18 protein-coding genes and 1 pseudogene are annotated in these 15,979 nt (G+C 60.3%); 11 read left to right on the forward strand and 8 right to left on the reverse strand.

The genetic code is table 11. The annotated features are described in order from the left end of the window. Positions 1 to 127 precede the first annotated feature (127 nt). Entirely contained in the window at positions 128 to 532 is a 405-nt protein-coding gene (locus WFP06_RS11555) for a hypothetical protein (RefSeq protein WP_336987312.1), read from the forward strand. On the opposite strand, the gene ubiB is transcribed toward WFP06_RS11555, so the two are convergent. Together ubiB and WFP06_RS11565 are read right to left on the reverse strand one after the other, a co-directional pair. Then, a complete protein-coding gene (gene ubiB, locus WFP06_RS11560; protein ID WP_336987313.1) occupies positions 529 to 2,085 on the reverse strand; it encodes a 2-polyprenylphenol 6-hydroxylase in 1,557 nt (518 codons plus the stop codon). The genes WFP06_RS11555 and ubiB overlap by 4 nt on opposite strands. A gap of 5 nt (positions 2,086 to 2,090) precedes the next feature. Next, the gene (locus tag WFP06_RS11565) at positions 2,091 to 2,822 is read right to left on the reverse strand and encodes a class I SAM-dependent methyltransferase (protein WP_336987314.1); all 732 of its coding nucleotides are present in this window, start codon (positions 2,820 to 2,822) and stop codon (positions 2,091 to 2,093) included. 53 nt (positions 2,823 to 2,875) lie between these two features. Here WFP06_RS11565 and mutM point away from each other — a divergent pair, with 53 nt between their 5' ends. The 4 genes from mutM to WFP06_RS11585 all read left to right on the forward strand — a co-directional run bounded on the left by mutM (position 2,876) and on the right by WFP06_RS11585 (position 7,072). After that, positions 2,876 to 3,688 (forward strand): bifunctional DNA-formamidopyrimidine glycosylase/DNA-(apurinic or apyrimidinic site) lyase, encoded by an 813-nt coding sequence (gene mutM / locus WFP06_RS11570; RefSeq protein ID WP_336987315.1) that lies wholly within the window; start codon positions 2,876 to 2,878, stop codon positions 3,686 to 3,688. Between the two features lie 174 nt (positions 3,689 to 3,862). Continuing rightward, positions 3,863 to 4,123 (forward strand): 30S ribosomal protein S20, encoded by a 261-nt coding sequence (gene rpsT / locus WFP06_RS11575; protein WP_336987316.1) that lies wholly within the window; start codon positions 3,863 to 3,865, stop codon positions 4,121 to 4,123. Between the two features lie 497 nt (positions 4,124 to 4,620). Then, entirely contained in the window at positions 4,621 to 6,057 is a 1,437-nt protein-coding gene (gene dnaA, locus WFP06_RS11580) for a chromosomal replication initiator protein DnaA (RefSeq protein ID WP_336987317.1), read from the forward strand. A 247-nt stretch (positions 6,058 to 6,304) separates the two neighbouring features. Continuing rightward, entirely contained in the window at positions 6,305 to 7,072 is a 768-nt protein-coding gene (locus WFP06_RS11585) for a HesA/MoeB/ThiF family protein (protein WP_336987318.1), read from the forward strand. Here the strand turns inward: WFP06_RS11585 and WFP06_RS11590 are convergent. Together WFP06_RS11590 and WFP06_RS11595 are read right to left on the reverse strand one after the other, a co-directional pair. Continuing rightward, complete coding sequence (locus WFP06_RS11590; protein WP_336987319.1) at positions 7,066 to 7,407, reverse strand: GFA family protein; 342 nt, start codon at positions 7,405 to 7,407, stop codon at positions 7,066 to 7,068. The two genes, WFP06_RS11585 and WFP06_RS11590, sit on opposite strands and share 7 nt — an antisense overlap. Then, complete coding sequence (locus WFP06_RS11595; RefSeq protein WP_336987320.1) at positions 7,404 to 8,114, reverse strand: NAD-dependent deacylase; 711 nt, start codon at positions 8,112 to 8,114, stop codon at positions 7,404 to 7,406. The genes WFP06_RS11590 and WFP06_RS11595 overlap by 4 nt, the downstream gene beginning before the upstream one ends. A gap of 35 nt (positions 8,115 to 8,149) precedes the next feature. On the opposite strand from WFP06_RS11595, the gene dapB reads away from it, so the two are divergent. Together dapB and nth are read left to right on the forward strand one after the other, a co-directional pair. Beyond that, positions 8,150 to 8,878, forward strand: a complete 729-nt coding sequence (gene dapB / locus WFP06_RS11600) for a 4-hydroxy-tetrahydrodipicolinate reductase (protein ID WP_336987321.1) — start codon at positions 8,150 to 8,152, stop codon at positions 8,876 to 8,878. Between the two features lie 10 nt (positions 8,879 to 8,888). After that, positions 8,889 to 9,530: an endonuclease III gene (gene nth / locus WFP06_RS11605; protein ID WP_336987322.1), complete on the forward strand. Its 642-nt coding sequence runs from the start codon at positions 8,889 to 8,891 to the stop codon at positions 9,528 to 9,530. A 46-nt stretch (positions 9,531 to 9,576) separates the two neighbouring features. On the opposite strand, the gene WFP06_RS11610 is transcribed toward nth, so the two are convergent. After that, positions 9,577 to 10,815 (reverse strand): dicarboxylate/amino acid:cation symporter, encoded by a 1,239-nt coding sequence (locus WFP06_RS11610; protein ID WP_336987323.1) that lies wholly within the window; start codon positions 10,813 to 10,815, stop codon positions 9,577 to 9,579. 46 nt (positions 10,816 to 10,861) lie between these two features. Further along, positions 10,862 to 12,022, reverse strand: coding sequence for a succinyl-diaminopimelate desuccinylase (gene dapE, locus WFP06_RS11615; RefSeq protein WP_336987324.1), 1,161 nt, complete (start codon positions 12,020 to 12,022; stop codon positions 10,862 to 10,864). A 53-nt stretch (positions 12,023 to 12,075) separates the two neighbouring features. On the opposite strand from dapE, the gene WFP06_RS11620 reads away from it, so the two are divergent. Further along, positions 12,076 to 12,540 carry a cupin domain-containing protein gene (locus WFP06_RS11620; protein ID WP_336987325.1) on the forward strand — a complete coding sequence of 155 codons (465 nt, stop codon included), beginning with the start codon at positions 12,076 to 12,078 and terminating at the stop codon, positions 12,538 to 12,540. Between the two features lie 29 nt (positions 12,541 to 12,569). Beyond that, positions 12,570 to 13,178: a LysE family translocator gene (locus WFP06_RS11625; RefSeq protein ID WP_336987326.1), complete on the forward strand. Its 609-nt coding sequence runs from the start codon at positions 12,570 to 12,572 to the stop codon at positions 13,176 to 13,178. Here WFP06_RS11625 and WFP06_RS11630 read toward each other — a convergent pair. Both WFP06_RS11630 and WFP06_RS11635 read right to left on the reverse strand, forming a co-directional pair. After that, positions 13,170 to 14,030 (reverse strand): S1/P1 nuclease, encoded by an 861-nt coding sequence (locus WFP06_RS11630; RefSeq protein ID WP_336987327.1) that lies wholly within the window; start codon positions 14,028 to 14,030, stop codon positions 13,170 to 13,172. The genes WFP06_RS11625 and WFP06_RS11630 overlap by 9 nt on opposite strands. Next, a complete protein-coding gene (locus tag WFP06_RS11635; protein ID WP_336987328.1) occupies positions 14,027 to 14,692 on the reverse strand; it encodes a glutathione S-transferase family protein in 666 nt (221 codons plus the stop codon). The genes WFP06_RS11630 and WFP06_RS11635 overlap by 4 nt, the downstream gene beginning before the upstream one ends. A gap of 107 nt (positions 14,693 to 14,799) precedes the next feature. On the opposite strand from WFP06_RS11635, the pseudogene WFP06_RS11640 reads away from it, so the two are divergent. Together WFP06_RS11640 and WFP06_RS11645 are read left to right on the forward strand one after the other, a co-directional pair. Beyond that, positions 14,800 to 15,219 (forward strand): annotated as a pseudogene (locus tag WFP06_RS11640) (VOC family protein). Between the two features lie 18 nt (positions 15,220 to 15,237). After that, positions 15,238 to 15,915 (forward strand): nitroreductase, encoded by a 678-nt coding sequence (locus WFP06_RS11645; protein ID WP_336987329.1) that lies wholly within the window; start codon positions 15,238 to 15,240, stop codon positions 15,913 to 15,915. Positions 15,916 to 15,979: the final 64 nt, after the last annotated feature.

The following is a 15,979-nucleotide window of genomic DNA, read 5'->3' on the forward strand; positions in this document are numbered from 1 at the left end:
ACGAAAATGCGCCTTTTGCACAGGCAGCCCTAGCGTTTGCAGCCCCGCCTTGCCAACAAGATGGTTAAGGTTTGCCTGACGCCAAAGATTAAGACAATCGGGCGCGGGGTTAATAAGGGATAGAATTATGCGTCTCATCTTGACCGGAATCATCTTTTTGGGCGGTATGCTGTTCACTTATATGGGGTTCGACTTCCTGATCCGTCCCGATGGTGCCGGAGCAGGTCTGGGAATCGGTGCACTAACCACAACGGGAATTGCCGCAATTCGCGGCGATATGACCGCGTTCTTCCTGATTACAGGCCTGTCGATGCTGTACGGGTCCTGGAAGCGAAACGGCGACATCTTGTTAATCCCCGCATTCATGCTCGGCTGTGCGCTGTTCGGCAGAACGATCACTTTTTTCGTCAATGGCGGCGAGGAAGGATTTTTCATACCGATGATGGTCGAGGCTTTGTTCTGCATCGCCGCGTTAATCGGTAGCCGGCTTCTGCCCCACCCCGTCACCGATACCGGGACCGGGAGCGACTAACCTGCCCAGCCCATAGCCAGCGCGCCGGCCACTATGCCGCCGCCGACAATCGCGGAAAACAGATAACCGGGCCAGCGCCGATCTTTCTGGATGCGGCGTTCCCACATTAACGCCACATCGGGCAGCGGCGGCGGTTCCGGCGCGCCGCCCTTTGGCGGATATTGATCTTCCAGCCGGCGAACCAGCGCCGGGATACGCAGCAGCGTGTCGGTATCTTCCTTTATCCGGTCGGCAATCGCGGCCTCCGGCCCCAATTCATCGCGGATCCAGTTGCGGACGTATGGCGCGGATACGTCCCACATGTTGATATCAGGATCCAGCGCAGTCGCGATGCCTTCGACCATCACCATGGTTTTTTGCAGCAGCAACAGATGCGGCTGCGTTTGCATGTCGAAATCGCGGGTAATAGCGAAAAGTCCGTCGAGCATTTGACCGACGCTGAGTTCTTTCACCGGCTTGCCGCGCATCGGTTCGCCAACCGCCCTGAGCGCGGTCGCGAATTCTTCGACCGAATGATAACTTGGCACATATTGCGCTTCGAAGTGGATTTCGGCGACGCGTTTGTAATTGCCCGTCGTCAAACCATAGAGGATTTCGGCAAGCCATTGCCGGGCGCGGCGGTCGATCCGGCCCATAATCCCGAAGTCAATTGCCACAATGGTTCCGTCGGCGCGCACAAACAGGTTTCCCTGATGCATATCGGCGTGGAAATAACCCGCGCTGATCGCCTGCGTCAAAAACGCCAGTACCAATCGCCGCGCCAGCGCTGGCAGATCATGACCGGCGGCGCGCAAGGCATCGATTTCACTGATCTTTACGCCGTCGATCCAGTCGATTGTCATGACGGCGCCATTGGTGCGGTCCCAATCGACATCGGGCACCATATATCCTTCGAAGCCCTTCATCGCTTCGGCAAGTTCGCTTGCCGAGGCGGCTTCCCGCCGCAGATCAAGCTCGCGCGCAGTCCAGCGTTTGAAGTTGGCGATTGTAAGGCGAGGCCGCAAACGCTGCGCCTCGCCGCCCAGCGCCTCCAGATGGGCCGCCGACCATTCATAGGTGGCAATGTCTCGCTCGAACCGTTCGCGGATACCCGGACGGCGAACCTTGATCGCAACGTGGCGACCCTCGGTCGTTACCGCGCGGTGCACCTGGGCAATCGACGCCGACCCGACAGGTTCGGGATCGATCGAAGAATACAGCGTATCGATCGGGCGGGCAAAACTTGCCTCGATGGCGCGTTGGATATCGGCGAACGGGAGCGGCGGTAAATTATCCTGCAGCGACAGCAAATTGCGCGCCGCCACATCGCCCACCAGGTCTGGCCGGGTGGCAAGTGTCTGGCCCAGCTTGATCGCAGCGGGGCCGATATCGGTAAACGCGCCGGCATAATCGGGCTCACCCGCCTGGAATGTCCCGAAGCGCGCAATTTTGGCAAGCCGGCTGACTTGCGGCGGCGTATTGGGATCGCGTTCTATTCCGCGCAATGCCCCGTGACGCGCCAGTGTACGCCCCCATTTCAGTAGCCGCCAGATATGCGTCGATGGACGGGTCACTCGTTCTAAATCTTCCAGCCGGAGTGAATTGCAACGGCACCGCCTAATATCGGTTCCGCTTTGGTACGGGCAAAACCGGCGGCCCGTATCATCCGTTCAAATTCGGGCATGGGCGGAAAACGGCGGATCGATTCTGCGAGATAGCGATAGGACGCTTCGTCATCGGCGATGGCCTTGCCTATCTTTGGCATCAATCGGTGAGAGTATAGATCATATACCTGCTTGAACCCCGGCCAGTTTGTGGTCGAAAACTCCATACAATAAAACCGCCCGCCATGTTTTAGAACGCGGTGCGCTTCGGCCAGAGCCTTGTCGATATGCGTAACATTCCGGATACCGAACACGATGGTATAGGCATCAAAAGTGCCGCCGGGATAGGATAACTCCTCCGCATTTTGCCGCGACCAGACCAGCGAATCGATTCCGCGCCCGATCGCCCGGGCAACGCCGACATCGAGCATTTCCTGGTTGATATCGGCCACCGTTACTTCGGCTCCGAATGGTTCCATGCGAAAGGCGATATCGCCTGTCCCGCCGGCCATATCGAGTATCGCCTCGCCCGGCCGGGGCTTTACGCGGCGCACGAAGCGGTCCTTCCACAAACGGTGCATCCCGCCTGACATGGCATCATTCATGATGTCGTATTTTTCAGCAACCTTGGAGAAAACCTCGCCTACCCGCGCGGTTTTCTCTTCTGTGGCGATATCTTCATATCCAAAGGACGTTTTCTCACTCATGGGCGCGCTTTAGGGGTAATTGCTCCAGCGGCAAAGGGTGTTAGGAGTGCGCGATGCCAGAGCTTCCCGAAGTCGAAACAACCGTGCGCGGTCTTGCCCGCTTTCTTCAGGGCGAACGATTGGCGCGCGTCACGCTGAACCGCGCGGATTTGCGCCGCCCTTTCCCGCAAGATCTGGTGCAAGTGCTGACCGGCGCACGCGTAACCACGCTGGCCCGGCGGGCAAAATATGGATTGATCCACACTGATCGCGCGCAGACGATGATATTCCATCTGGGGATGAGCGGGCGCTGGCGCATCGATCCCGATACTATCGATAAACATGACCATCTGGTGATCGAAACAGCCAACCACAGGTTTGCGCTATGCGATCCGCGGCGCTTTGGGTCGGTCGATCTCGTGGCCGAAAATGCGCTCGACCTGTGGCCGCAATTTGCCGCGATGGGCCCCGAACCGCTCGAGGATGATTTCACGCCTGCACATCTTTACGCTGCCTTTGCTGGCCGCAGGCAAGCCATCAAGCTGATGTTGCTTGATCAGCGAATCGTCGTCGGCCTTGGCAATATATATGTCTGCGAAGCTCTCTACCGCGCCCGGATAAATCCCCGCCGCGCGGCGGGCCGGGTTTCGCATGCGGCCCTTCAACGGCTGGTTCCGGCAATCAGGGAAGTGCTCAATGCCTCGATCGAGGATGGTGGTTCGTCGCTGCGCGACTATGCCCGGCCTGATGGCGAGCTGGGATATTTTGCCACCCGGTTTGACGTCTATGGGCGCGAAGGCGAAGCGTGCAAACGCGGTGACGGAACTGTGCGGCGGATCGCTCAGGGCGGGCGCAGCACATGGTATTGCGCCAGCTGCCAGCGGTAATACGTCTGCAGCCTATGGTAATTTCCGGTGGCGGCGCTTATTTGACCAACACAATTCTTGACGATTCGCCCGGCGCTGGTTAAGGCGCGCGCTTTCCGGCGGCTCGTCTGTCGTTTTCACAAGTTTCAAAAAGAATTCCGGCCGCGATTGTGGCGGCCCGAAGTAAGGACAAACATGGCCAATACGCCGCAAGCCAAAAAACGTATCCGTCGCAACGATCGCCGCGCCGAAGTCAACGGTGCCCGCGTCAGCCGCATCCGCGGCTTCGTGAAGAAGGTCGAAGCCGCCATCGAAGGCGGTGACAAGAAAGTCGCGCAAGCTGCACTTAAAGACGCCCAGCCTGAACTGGCCCGCGGTGTTGCACGCGGCGTGATGCACAAGAACACGGTTGCGCGCAAAATGTCGCGACTGTCGAAGCGAGTGGCAGCGCTCTGATTCGCATCTGACAGACCGTTCACCGGCCAATCGGTGGAACGAAAATCGAACAGGCCGGCGTTAACCACGCCGGCCTTTTTCGTATCTGCCGATGGTGCATTGCAGCGCATATCCACAAGCCTAGGCAAACCCGCGATTCGCGGCTGCTCCTTTGGTGAATATTGTTCGTAAACAGATGTTTAAACGGGGGGCTGCGGGCTAGAGGCGAGTCAAGCCAGTATATTTCAATTTTTTTACATTTGTTCTCTTGCCCACAGAAATTTCCCGTCCATAAATGGCCTTGCCGAACACGGGGGATTCGTTGTCGGCACACACATTATGGGTTACCCGAGACGTATGCTCCGGAGGCGACTTCCGGACATCGGCGGAGCATTGCCTGCACGGTATGCAGCGCAAAGATCGGCGGGTCCGATAATGATAATGTGTGGGAAGGGGATGCGGCCCGTACAGATCGGGAAGCGGCCAGACGACTTGAACCGAGAGGCAGGGACCAGAGAATGAAGGGCGAAAAGCAGGAAGACACAGAAGCGGTGACGCTGGCTGCCGATTGGGGCGATATCAGCCAGGGACTTCGCAAGGATCTGGGTCACCAACTGCATAGCCAGTGGATCAAGCCGATCCAGATTGGCGGCTTCTGCAAGGAAACCGGCACGCTCGATCTGTTTCTCCCGACCGATTTTTCCGCAACCTGGGTCCAGGACCGTTTTGCCGACCGTCTTTCACTTGCCTGGAAAATCGCCCGCAGCGAAGTCCGCAATGTCCGCATCCAGGTCCATCCGGGCCGCCGGCAGCTGCCCGAATTGCGGCTTGGCCATAATGGCCGGCGTCCGGCGAATGACGGGATGGGAATGGGCATTGGCGGCGCCATGTCACTGTCCGCAGGCACGATCGGCGAACGCGGTTTTACATCCTCGGTCGGCCTTGACCCTTCGCTGACATTTGCCGCCTTCGTAACCGGTACGACCAATGTGCTGGCCTGCAACGCGGCGCAGCGCATGGCCGCAACCGATACGCCGCAGTTCAGCCCGCTTTACCTCAAGGCTGCGACCGGACAGGGCAAGACACACCTGCTGCACGCAATCGGTCATTCCTATCTGGCGGCGCATCCGCGCGCGCGCATATTCTATTGCAGCGCAGAACGGTTCATGGTCGAATTTGTCCAGGCTTTGAAACAGAACCAGATGATCGAATTCAAGGCCCGGCTGCGCAGCTTCGATCTGCTGCTGGTTGACGATATCCAGTTCATCATCGGCAAGGCGTCCGCGCAGGAAGAACTGCTTTATACGATCGATGCGCTGCTGGCGGAAGGCAAACGGCTGGTATTTGCCGCCGACCGCGCACCGCAGGCACTCGACGGTGTCGAACCGCGCCTTCTCAGCCGCCTTTCAATGGGGCTGGTGGCCGATATCCAGCCGGCCGATATCGAATTGCGCCGCCAGGTGCTGGATTCCAAGCTGACCCGCTTCGCTCCGCTCGAAGTGCCCGCGGATGTCATCGAATTTCTCGCCCGCACCATCACGCGCAATGTCCGCGAGCTGGTTGGCGGCCTGAACAAACTGATCGCCTATGCCCAGCTGACCGGGCAGGAAGTCTGCCTGAAACTGGCCGAAGAACAATTGACCGATATCCTGTCGGCCAATCGCCGGCGGATCACGATCGACGAAATCCAGCGCACGGTCTGCCAGTTCTACCGGCTCGACCGCAGCGAGATGTCGTCCAAACGCCGCGCCCGCGCTGTGGTGCGCCCGCGTCAGGTGGCGATGTATCTTGCCAAAGTGCTCACGCCGCGTTCCTATCCCGAAATCGGCCGCAAATTCGGCGGCCGCGATCATTCCACCGTCATCCATGCGGTTCGCCTGATCGAGGATTTGCGCAAGCGCGATGCCGATATGGACGGCGATGTTCGCAGCCTGCTGCGACAGTTGGAAAGCTGATTTTCGCGGGCCGGACACGCAAACAGGGTTACACTAGTTACACCCTGTAACCCTGCAATTGCGCATGAAAATCACCGCTAATCAATGATTTATTCCGCACTGGCCAGAGTGACAGTGCTCCGGCACGGTTTTCGGCGCGGCATTCGCGGGGGTAGGCTGACAATTTCAAAGAGCCTTCACCCCATGCCCGCCAATTGGCGGTGTAGGAAAGTTTTACCGCAGCCCGTTTGCGGCTAAGGGAGGCGTCATGCCGCTCCCGCCCGAACGCCTCGACCGATTTGCCCGCCATATCGTGCTGCCCGAAATCGGCGGTGCGGGTCAGGTAGCGTTGACCGCGGCGCATATTGTGCTGACCGGGCTGGGCGGGATCGGCTCGCCCGCGCTGCAATATCTGGCGGGCGCCGGTATCGGACGGCTGACGCTGATCGACGATGGCGATGTCGAGCTGTCCAATCTGCAACGCCAGACACTTTATACGCAGCGCGACATCGGCCATGCCAAGGCGGTGGCCGCGCGCGGCTGGCTCGCCAATTTCGACAGCAAGATCGACGTTCACGTCAGCGACGAGCGGATCACCCGCGCCAATGCCCGGGCGATTCTGGCAGGGGCCGATCTGGTGCTGGACGGGACGGATAATTTTGCGACACGGCTGGCGGTGTCCGACGCTTGTGTCCGCCTGGCAATTCCGCTGCTCAGCGCAGCGGTCGGGCGGTTTCAGGGCCAGGTCGCGGCCTTTGCGGGACATTTGCCCGATCAGGCCTGTTATCGCTGTTATGTCGGCGATGCTTTCGATGCCGAAGATTGCGACACGTGTGCCGAGGACGGGATGCTGGGCGCGATGGCGGGCTGGGCAGGAACCTTTGCTGCAATGCAGGCCATCCGCGTCTTGCTGGACGGCAAGGCCGCGCTGGGCGATCCCGGGTGGGGCAGGCTGCATATGCTTGACGGAATGAAGCCCGCCATGCGGACACTGAATATTGCCAAAGACCCCGATTGCAAGGGCTGCGGTCAGTAACTGGCCCCGTCGATTTTCCGGCGCGGCAGATTTTGCCACAGCGCCGGATCGAACAGCCGCAGATTGACCGCCATCCGGTCATATTCGGGATCGTCGATAATCGTCCAATGGGTAACAATGCCGCAAGTGCCGCAATGCCACGTCGTCAGCATCGCATCCCCCTGCACATATCCCCTGCCCTTGCCGCTCACCGTTACCAGTTTTGGCGAACAATGATGCCACAGCGCGCCAGTGCGGCGGCACAGGCTGCAATTGCATTCGGCGGCATCAGCGGGATCATCGCGCAATTCTATCGTCATCGCGCCGCAGTGGCAGCTGCCGCTATGCCCCGTCATCCGAGCAATTCCTCCACCCATTCGGGCACGATTTGCGTGGCTGGCCCATGGCGCGATTCGCCAAACCAGCGCGATCCCTGGCTTGGTTCGAGATTGAGCTCCAGCGTTTTCAGGCCGAGTTTGCGGGCATCGCGCACAAAGCCTGCCGCCGGATAGACCGCGCCCGATGTGCCGATGGAAACGAACAGATCCGCCTGTTGCAACGCGCCGTAAATCTCCTCCATCCGGTATGGCATTTCGCCAAACCACACGACATCGGGGCGCAGCGCGCTGGCATTGCAGGCGGGGCATGGCGGGCGTTCGATCAATGTCCCCGTCCACGGCGTACGCGTATCGCAGGATGTGCACCACGCGTTGAGATGCGTGCCGTGCATATGCAGCACACGCTCTGCCCCGGCGCGCTCGTGCAGATCATCGACATTCTGGGTGACGATCAGCAGCTCGCGCCCTGTTTCTCCGGTCCAGGCCTTGTCAAGCCGCGCCAGCGCATCATGCGCCGCGTTGGGCTGTTTGGTCTGGATCGCCTCGCGCCGCATATCATAGAACCGCAGCACCAGATCGGGATCGCGGGCAAACCCTTCGGGCGTGGCGACATCTTCGACCCTGTGCTGTTCCCACAAGCCGCCTTCGCTGCGGAAAGTGTCGATGCCGCTTTCGGCGCTCACACCGGCGCCGGTCAGGATTACGATATTGCGGATATTGGCCATGGCGGCCATGAAGCATGGGACAAGCGGGAGTGGCAATGACCAGAATCGGAATTATCGGCAGCGAAGGCCGGATGGGGCACGCTCTGGAGATCGCCATTGGCGAGGCCGGACACCGCTTTGCCGGCGGCGCGGACAAGGGCGGCGATCCCGCTGCTCTGGCCCAAATGTGCGATGTGCTGGTCGATTTTTCCGCGCCCGCCGCTCTGGCTGACAACCTCGCCGCGGCGCAATCTGCGGGTATCCCGGTGCTGATCGGAACGACCGGCTTAGGTGATGAACATCAAATTGCCCTGGACGAGGCCGCGCAGACCATCGCTGTTCTGCAAACAGGCAACACCTCGCTCGGTGTTACGCTGCTCGCCCATCTGGTGCGTGAAGCTGCCGGAAAACTGGGCGATGACTGGGATATCGAGATTGTCGAAATGCATCACCGTATGAAGGTGGATGCGCCGTCGGGCACCGCATTGCTGCTGGGCGAAGCGGCAGCGCAGGGGCGCGGGATCGATCTGTCCGCCAGCATGGAAAGCGGGCGAGACGGACATACCGGTGCGCGGGCCAAGGGAGCCATCGGCTTCGCCGCGCTGCGCGGCGGCACGGCGGCGGGCGATCATGCGGTCATTCTGGCGGGCGAGCAGGAGCGGATCACGCTGTCGCATCAGGCCGAGGATCGTTCGATCTTTGCGCGCGGGGCCGTACGCGGCGCGCAGTGGCTGATTGGCAAAGCCGCCGCACGCTATTCGATGAATGATGTTCTGGGCCTGTGACCCCTGACCAATGACCAAAGACCAGATTTTCGAGTTTTTCAGCCGATTGGCGGAGGATAATCCCGCGCCCGTGACCGAGCTGGAATACGGCAATTGCTATCAGCTGGTGGTGGCAGTGGCGCTATCGGCGCAGGCGACCGATGTGGGCGTGAACAAGGCCACGCGGCGGCTGTTTGCCGAAGTGGAAACGCCAGAACAAATGGTCGAGCTTGGCGAAGATGGCCTGAAAGAACACATCAAGACGATCGGTCTGTTCAATTCGAAAGCGAAAAACGTCATCCTGCTCTCACAGCGGCTGATCGATCATTACGGCAGCGAAGTTCCCGAAGACCGCGACGAGCTGGTGACGCTGCCCGGCGTGGGCCGCAAAACCGCCAATGTCGTGCTGAATTGCCATTTCGGACATGAGACTTTTGCGGTCGATACGCATGTGTTTCGCGTCGGCAACCGCACCGGTCTTGCCAAGGGGAAAACGCCCGAAGCGGTCGAGGCGAAGCTGGAAAAACGCGTTCCCCAGCCCTTCCGCCGCGACGCGCATCACTGGCTGATCCTCCACGGCCGCTACACCTGCAAAGCGCGGACGCCCGAATGCTGGCGCTGCAATGTGGCGGAGCTATGCAGTTTCAGGAAAAAGACTATCCGGAAGCCTTGAATTAGAAGGGGTCATTCCCGCAAAGCACGGGATGGCAAGCGCGTGATCAAACATCATCTGCGCTAACCATTTCCTTTACGTCGATCTCACCCGTCATGCTGGCCACAGTTGTCGTAATCGCGGCATCGCCCGACACATTCGTGACCGTGCGCATCATATCCATGATCCGGTCAACGCCCGCGACCAGGGCGATGGTTTCCAGCGGTACGCCGACTGCGCCGAAGACCAGCGCCATCATGATCAGGCCCGCGCCGGGGATACCCGCTGCGCCGATTGCTCCGGCTGTCGCAAGGATCGAAATCAGGAAGTAATCCGCCCAGCTCAAATCCACGCCGAACACCTGCGCGCCGAACAATGTCGCCAGCCCCAGATACATCGCGGTGCCGTTCATATTCACCGTCGCGCCAAGCGAAACGATAAAGCTCGACACGCTGGGCGACACCCCCAGATTGCGCTGGGTGCAGCGCAGCGTGACGGGCAGCGTGGCGTTGGACGAAGCGGTTGAATAGGCCACCGCCATCGCATCCACGATCCCGCGGAAGAAATCGATCACGGGCAATTTTGCAAGGAATTTGATCATCGCGGAATACATCACGAAGATAATCAGCAAGCAGCCGATATAATTCAGACCGACCAGCTTCGCCAGCGCCAGCAGCGCGCCCGTGCCCTGCGTCCCCGCGACCCACGCCATCAGCGCGAACACACCGAACGGGGTCAGTTCCATCACGATCGCGGTGACTTTCTGCATCACGACAGAGCCCGAATCGAAGATTTTCGCAACCGGCTCGCCGTCCTTTTCGGCCATCAGTATCCCGATCCCGACCAGGGTTGCAAACACGATCAGCGGCAGCACGTTGACATCCGCCATCACCTGCACAGGGCTTTGCGGGACAATCCCGAGCAGCATCTCGCGCCAGGTGGTGTCGTTGGGCTCGGGGATGGTCCCCGCCTCGATCATGGCCTTGTCCAGCCCGCTACCGGGCGCGAAAAACGTGCCGAGCAGCAGACCCAGCCACACGGCAATCTGTCCGGTGACCAGAAACAGCAGAATGGCACGGCCGCCCACCGCACCCAGTTTCTTGAGATCGCCGATCGCGGCAACGCCCGACACCAGGCTGAAAAAGATCAGCGGCACGACCAGCATTTTGATAAAAGCGATAAAAATATCGCCGATGATCTTGATACTTTCCGCGTCCGGGCCCCACAGCAGACCAGCGACAATGCCGAGGATCAGCGCAGCAATAACCCGCTGCCACAGCGGGATGGCAAACCAGAAACGCATCATATCAAAGACCCCTCATCCACTGCCATGTCCGGCAGATGACCTGTTATTATCCGGCCTTGTGCCCGCCCAGCGCCGCCACGGCAATACGCCGGTAAATCCGCCCGAGCGTTTCGAGATCGTCCATCGCCACCGCTTCATCCGTTTTATGCATGGTGGCATTGACCAGGCCGAATTCGATAACCGGGCAAAGGTCTTTCAAAAAACGCGCATCGGACGTTCCCCCGCTGGTGCTGGCTTCGGGTTCGATACCCGTTTCGGCCTTTACCGCAGCGGCGATCATCGCTGAAAATTCGCCCGGCGGCGTGAGAAACGGCTCGCCCGAAACTACGGGCACGGCCTTGCCGCCATGTTTTTCGGCGATGGTGATAACTTGCTGCGACAGCGACGCGCCGCTGTGCAGATCATTGAACCGGATCGAGATGCGCGCGGTGGCCAGTGCAGGGATGACATTGTGCGCCGGGTTGCCCACTTCCAGCTCGGTTATTTCCAGGTTGGAGGCCTGAAACCATTCGGTGCCTTCGTCGAGCACCAGCGCGTTCAGTTCGGCCAGTTTGGCCACAAGCCTGGGAATGGGATTATCGGCCAGATGCGGATAGGCCACATGGCCCTGCGATCCCTCGACCTCCAGCCAGATATTTACCGACCCGCGCCGCCCGATCTTCATCATGTCGCCCAGCCGGTTCACCGATGTCGGTTCGCCCACCAGGCACAGATCGGGCACATCGCCCGTCTCGCGAATATGATCGATCAGCGCGCGCGTGCCGTATAGCGCCGGGCCTTCCTCATCGCCGGTGATGATGAAGCTGATCGTCCCGGCATCGGCGGGCACATCGGCTGCCGCCGCCACCATGCTGGCAATCGCGCCCTTCATATCCACCGCGCCGCGTCCGAACAACAAAGCGCCGCGCCGCTCGGGTGCAAACGGCCCGCTGTGCCAATTCTTCCCCGGCGGAACCACATCGAGATGGCCAGCAAAGGCAAAGTGTCTGCAGCCGGCCGGACCGCGCCTGATTGCGAACAGGTTTTCCACCGGCCCGTCAGGCGCCTCACCCGCAGTAAATCTGTGGACATCGAAGCCCAGCGGCGCAAGCATCGCCTCCAGCGCGTCAAACACCAATCCCGTCGCCGGTGTCACGCTGGGGCAGGCAATCAGCGCTTCGGCAAGTTCGACGGCGCTGCGGCTGACAAGGGTGCTGGTTTCGTCCATAGAGCGAGGGTTAGACCACGTTTTAGTGACGCGCCAGCCGGAGTGTACCCGTCATGCCCAAACTTGATCTTGGCAAAATCGAACAAACCAACCGGACAGGCTATCCGCCGCCGTTCGACGCGCCTGTCGCGGGCCGGCTATACCGCCGCCTGGCCCCGCCATCCGGCTTGACGCAAATGGGCGCCAGCCATGTTACGCTGAGGCCCGGTGCATGGTCATCGCAGCGCCACTGGCACGCGGCGGCGGACGAGCTGGTCGTCATGCTGTCGGGCGAAGCGGTGCTGATCGATGATAGCGGCGAGACCATCATGCGCGCAGGCGATATTGCCGCCTTCCCGAAAGGCGAGGCGAACGGACACCATCTGGTCAACCGCAGCGCTGCAGACTGCGTGTTCGTGGCGGTGAGCGCAGGCGACAGGGATGGTAGCGGCGAATATCCCGATATCGATATGCGCTTCACTGCGGACGGTTATTTCCGCAAGGACGGGACGCGCTACGCGACGGACCGCATTCCATGATCCGCAAAAACGTTCGTTAGAGCCCGGATGTGGACTGGCTCGGTTTTGCCATCGCAGTGCTGCTGATCGAGCTGACGCCTGGACCCAATATGGCGTGGCTGGTGGCTTTGACGCTGAGCGCCGGAAAACGGCACGGGCTGGCGGCAACTGCGGGGATTGCGCTGGGTCTTGCCGGTAATGCCGCGCTGGCGGCAGCCGGGCTGGCGGCACTGTTTGCGGCGGAACCGGCGGTGGAACGCTGGATCGGTTTTGGCGGCGCGGCAATGATGGTGTGGCTGGCATGGAGCGCGTGGCAAAATTCGGCCGATACTTCGGCGGCGGTTGCCAAATGGCAGACCCCGCGGCGCGATTTTGCCGCCGGGTTCCTGATCAACCTGTTCAATCCCAAGGCGGCTGTGTTCTATCTGGCGGTGGTGCCGCAATTTATCGACGGAACGCAGCCCACCCTTGCGCAGGCCATAACGCTGGGGATGATCAGCGTGGCCATCGCCACCACTGTTCATCTGGTGCTGGTGCTGGGTGCCACACGCGCGCGGCCGTTCGTCGCCGATCCTGCGCGCACAAAGTTTATCCGGCGGTTTCTGGCGATCATCATGCTGGCGGTGGCCGCATGGTTTATCCGCGGCGCGCTATCCTAATGCCTCGTCCAGCAATCGCGCAATTCTGAGGCCGGCCTGCGTAATGCGCTTTTGCGAGGCACCGATCTGCGCCTCGATATCGGCCAGCGTAAAAGTGGTGCGTTCGGGCAAGTCGCGGCCGCACACATTGCCGTTTTGCGGCGCATCATAGGCCGCGGGATAAATCAGATCACGCGCAAGCAGCCAGCTTTCGCGGCCCCATTCAGCAGCGTCTCCGCCCGCCAGTTCGGCACGTTCCGCAGCAGAATAACGGCGGATCAGCCCAGGCTGCGCCGAAGTGATGGCACGTTCTGCCAAAGGGCCGTCCCAGATCCAGTGCAGATTGAGCTGCGGCACCGCGCCATAATCGACCACGCGGTCATTCCCGCCGCGATCATCGTTATCGCCCGAATGCAGCGGCATATGCACATCACCCACGAAATGGACCAGAAATGCCAACGCCTCCAGACGCCGCGCATCGGGCATCGACTTGTCACCCAATATCGCGGCTGCGCGCTCGATTTGCCCGGTTACACAGGCCCCGCCCGAACAATTCGCGCGCGGATTGAATTCTTCGCAAATCGGCGCGGTGCGGTAATGCCAGGAAGCGGTGTAACCCCAGCGCAGCCGGTCGCCGCGGATACAATCGGCCCAGCTGGAGGCTTCTTCCAGATTGCGCAACCGGCAATCAGGCGTGCCCAGTGTCGGTTCCAGCGCGATCAGCCGGTCGATTTCGCGGCGGGTTTCGGGGGTGATGTTGGCCAGCGCGATTTTTGCGGTCGTGCGGTGGCCGTAACCGCCCCAGGCCGCCGCAGGGACAGGCGCAAAAACCGCGGCAATCAGCGCGGCACAAGCAAGAATTCTACCGATCATTTTGCTGAACTGTCCTCATATTGTTCGATAACCCAATCTTCGTTTTCGGCGGCCGCGATCCATTCCTGCATCCACGGATGTTCCCAGACAGCCTGCATATACGCCTCTGCAAAGCCGGGCACACCGATCCCGTAAGTCAGGAAACGGCTGACAACCGGGGCATAGAATATGTCGGCAGCGCCAAATGTGCCGAACAGATAGGGCCCGCCCTGCCCGAAACGCGCGCGCGCTTCGGCCCACAATGTCAGAATTCGGACAATGTCGGATCTGCTTTCGTCGGTAATGTCGTCGGTGCCGATTTTCTTGCGAATATTCATCGGGCATTCTTCGCGCAGTGCGGCGTAGGATGAATGCATTTCGCATACCATTGCCCGCGCCATGCCGCGCGCCGTATCATCCTTCGGCCAGAACCGGTCGCGTCCGACCTTGTCGGACAGATATTCCAGGATTGCGAGACTGTCCCAGATCACGGTTTCGTTGTCCCACAGCACGGGTACTTTGCCCGATGGCTGCAAATCTTCCGAATCGCGTTTCGCCTGTTCCCATTCATCGCCAAACAGATTGACGGTCAGTTCTTCGAATTGAAGCCCCGACTGTTTGATCGCCAGCCAGCCGCGCAGGCTCCAGCTCGAATAGTTCTTGTTACCGATAATCAGCTTCATGGGAGAGCACCTTTACCCTTTGCAAATCGGCTAGCCGTTCAGCATCGCCAAGTCGAGTATGAACAGCTATACGGCGATTGATTGACCAGAACTGCCGGATAGACCGCATGACCATTCCCCCGTTTCATCTCGCCTTTCCGGTTGGTGACCTTGCCGCCGCGCGCATATTCTACGGATAGGTGATGGGCTGTGCGGAGGGGCGCAGCAGCGACGAGTGGATCGATTTCGATTTCTTCGGCCACCAGATCGTTGCGCATCTGGCCCCCGCCAGCGCGGATACGGTGCATAGCAATCCGGTGGACGGTCATGACGTTCCGGTGCCGCATTTCGGTGTCGTGCTGGATCTGGACAGCTGGCAAACGCTGGCGGACCGGCTCGCAAAAGCCGGCACCCAATTCGTGATTCCGCCGCACATCCGGTTTGCCGGGCAGCCCGGCGAACAGGCGACCATGTTCTTTCGCGATCCATCGGGTAATGCGCTGGAGATCAAGGCATTTGCCGACCGGACCCAATTATTCGCCAGATAGGCCAAGCAGGGAAACAGCATGACATTCGACGAAGTGATTATGGGCCGCCGTTCGATCCGCGGTTACAAGCCCGATCCGGTCCCCAAAGAATTGATCAACGAGATCGTCGGCCTTGCCATGCGCGCACCATCATCGATGAACACGCAGCCGTATAATTTCTATGTTATTTCGGGTGAGCCGCTCGACCGGATCCGCGCGGGCAACAGCGAAAACATGCTGGCAGGCGTACCCGAAAGCCGCGAGTTCCGCACCGGCAGAGGCGCTTTCGAAGGCGAACACCGCAAGCGGCAGGTCGATGTGGCCAAGCAGCTCTTCGGTGCAATGGGTATCGAACGCGACGACAAGGCAGCGCGGCAGGACTGGGTCATGCGCGGTTTCCGCCAGTTCGATGCGCCGGTGTGCGTGATTGTGACTTATGACAAAGTGCTGGACGGTGCCGATGATACGGTTTTCGATTGCGGCGCGGTCGCCACGGCACTGGTCAACGCGGCATGGTCACGCGGTCTGGGTACGGTGATCAACAGCCAGGGTATCATGCAATCGCCCGTGGTGCGCGAACACGCCGGTATTCCCGACGATCAGGTCATCATGAAAAGCATCGCTCTGGGCTGGCCCGAAATGAGCTTTCCTGCCAACGAAGTGATGACGCACCGCAAACCGGTGGAGGACTCTGTGAATTTTGTGGGATTTGATTGAGCGATTGCGGACCGCAGTTTCCGGTCGCGGCGCGGATTTTTCTTCGCCGCGAAATGCAGCCGGC

Source organism: Altererythrobacter aquiaggeris, from assembly GCF_037154015.1.
Classification (GTDB): Bacteria; Pseudomonadota; Alphaproteobacteria; order Sphingomonadales; family Sphingomonadaceae; genus Aestuarierythrobacter; species Aestuarierythrobacter aquiaggeris.

Excerpts from the sequence above, each read along its gene's own strand:
- WFP06_RS11555 (WP_336987312.1), top strand. The coding sequence starts at position 128 with ATGCGTCTCATCTTGACCGGAATCATCTTTTTGGGCGGTATGCTGTTC.
- WFP06_RS11565 (WP_336987314.1), bottom strand. The coding sequence starts at position 2,822 with ATGAGTGAGAAAACGTCCTTTGGATATGAAGATATCGCCACAGAAGAG.
- mutM (WP_336987315.1), top strand. The coding sequence starts at position 2,876 with ATGCCAGAGCTTCCCGAAGTCGAAACAACCGTGCGCGGTCTTGCCCGC.
- rpsT (WP_336987316.1), top strand. The coding sequence starts at position 3,863 with ATGGCCAATACGCCGCAAGCCAAAAAACGTATCCGTCGCAACGATCGC.
- dnaA (WP_336987317.1), top strand. The coding sequence starts at position 4,621 with ATGAAGGGCGAAAAGCAGGAAGACACAGAAGCGGTGACGCTGGCTGCC.
- WFP06_RS11585 (WP_336987318.1), top strand. The coding sequence starts at position 6,305 with ATGCCGCTCCCGCCCGAACGCCTCGACCGATTTGCCCGCCATATCGTG.
- WFP06_RS11590 (WP_336987319.1), bottom strand. The coding sequence starts at position 7,407 with ATGACGGGGCATAGCGGCAGCTGCCACTGCGGCGCGATGACGATAGAA.
- WFP06_RS11595 (WP_336987320.1), bottom strand. The coding sequence starts at position 8,114 with ATGGCCAATATCCGCAATATCGTAATCCTGACCGGCGCCGGTGTGAGC.
- dapB (WP_336987321.1), top strand. The coding sequence starts at position 8,150 with ATGACCAGAATCGGAATTATCGGCAGCGAAGGCCGGATGGGGCACGCT.
- nth (WP_336987322.1), top strand. The coding sequence starts at position 8,889 with ATGACCAAAGACCAGATTTTCGAGTTTTTCAGCCGATTGGCGGAGGAT.
- WFP06_RS11610 (WP_336987323.1), bottom strand. The coding sequence starts at position 10,815 with ATGATGCGTTTCTGGTTTGCCATCCCGCTGTGGCAGCGGGTTATTGCT.
- dapE (WP_336987324.1), bottom strand. The coding sequence starts at position 12,022 with ATGGACGAAACCAGCACCCTTGTCAGCCGCAGCGCCGTCGAACTTGCC.
- WFP06_RS11620 (WP_336987325.1), top strand. The coding sequence starts at position 12,076 with ATGCCCAAACTTGATCTTGGCAAAATCGAACAAACCAACCGGACAGGC.
- WFP06_RS11630 (WP_336987327.1), bottom strand. The coding sequence starts at position 14,030 with ATGATCGGTAGAATTCTTGCTTGTGCCGCGCTGATTGCCGCGGTTTTT.
- WFP06_RS11635 (WP_336987328.1), bottom strand. The coding sequence starts at position 14,692 with ATGAAGCTGATTATCGGTAACAAGAACTATTCGAGCTGGAGCCTGCGC.
- WFP06_RS11645 (WP_336987329.1), top strand. The coding sequence starts at position 15,238 with ATGACATTCGACGAAGTGATTATGGGCCGCCGTTCGATCCGCGGTTAC.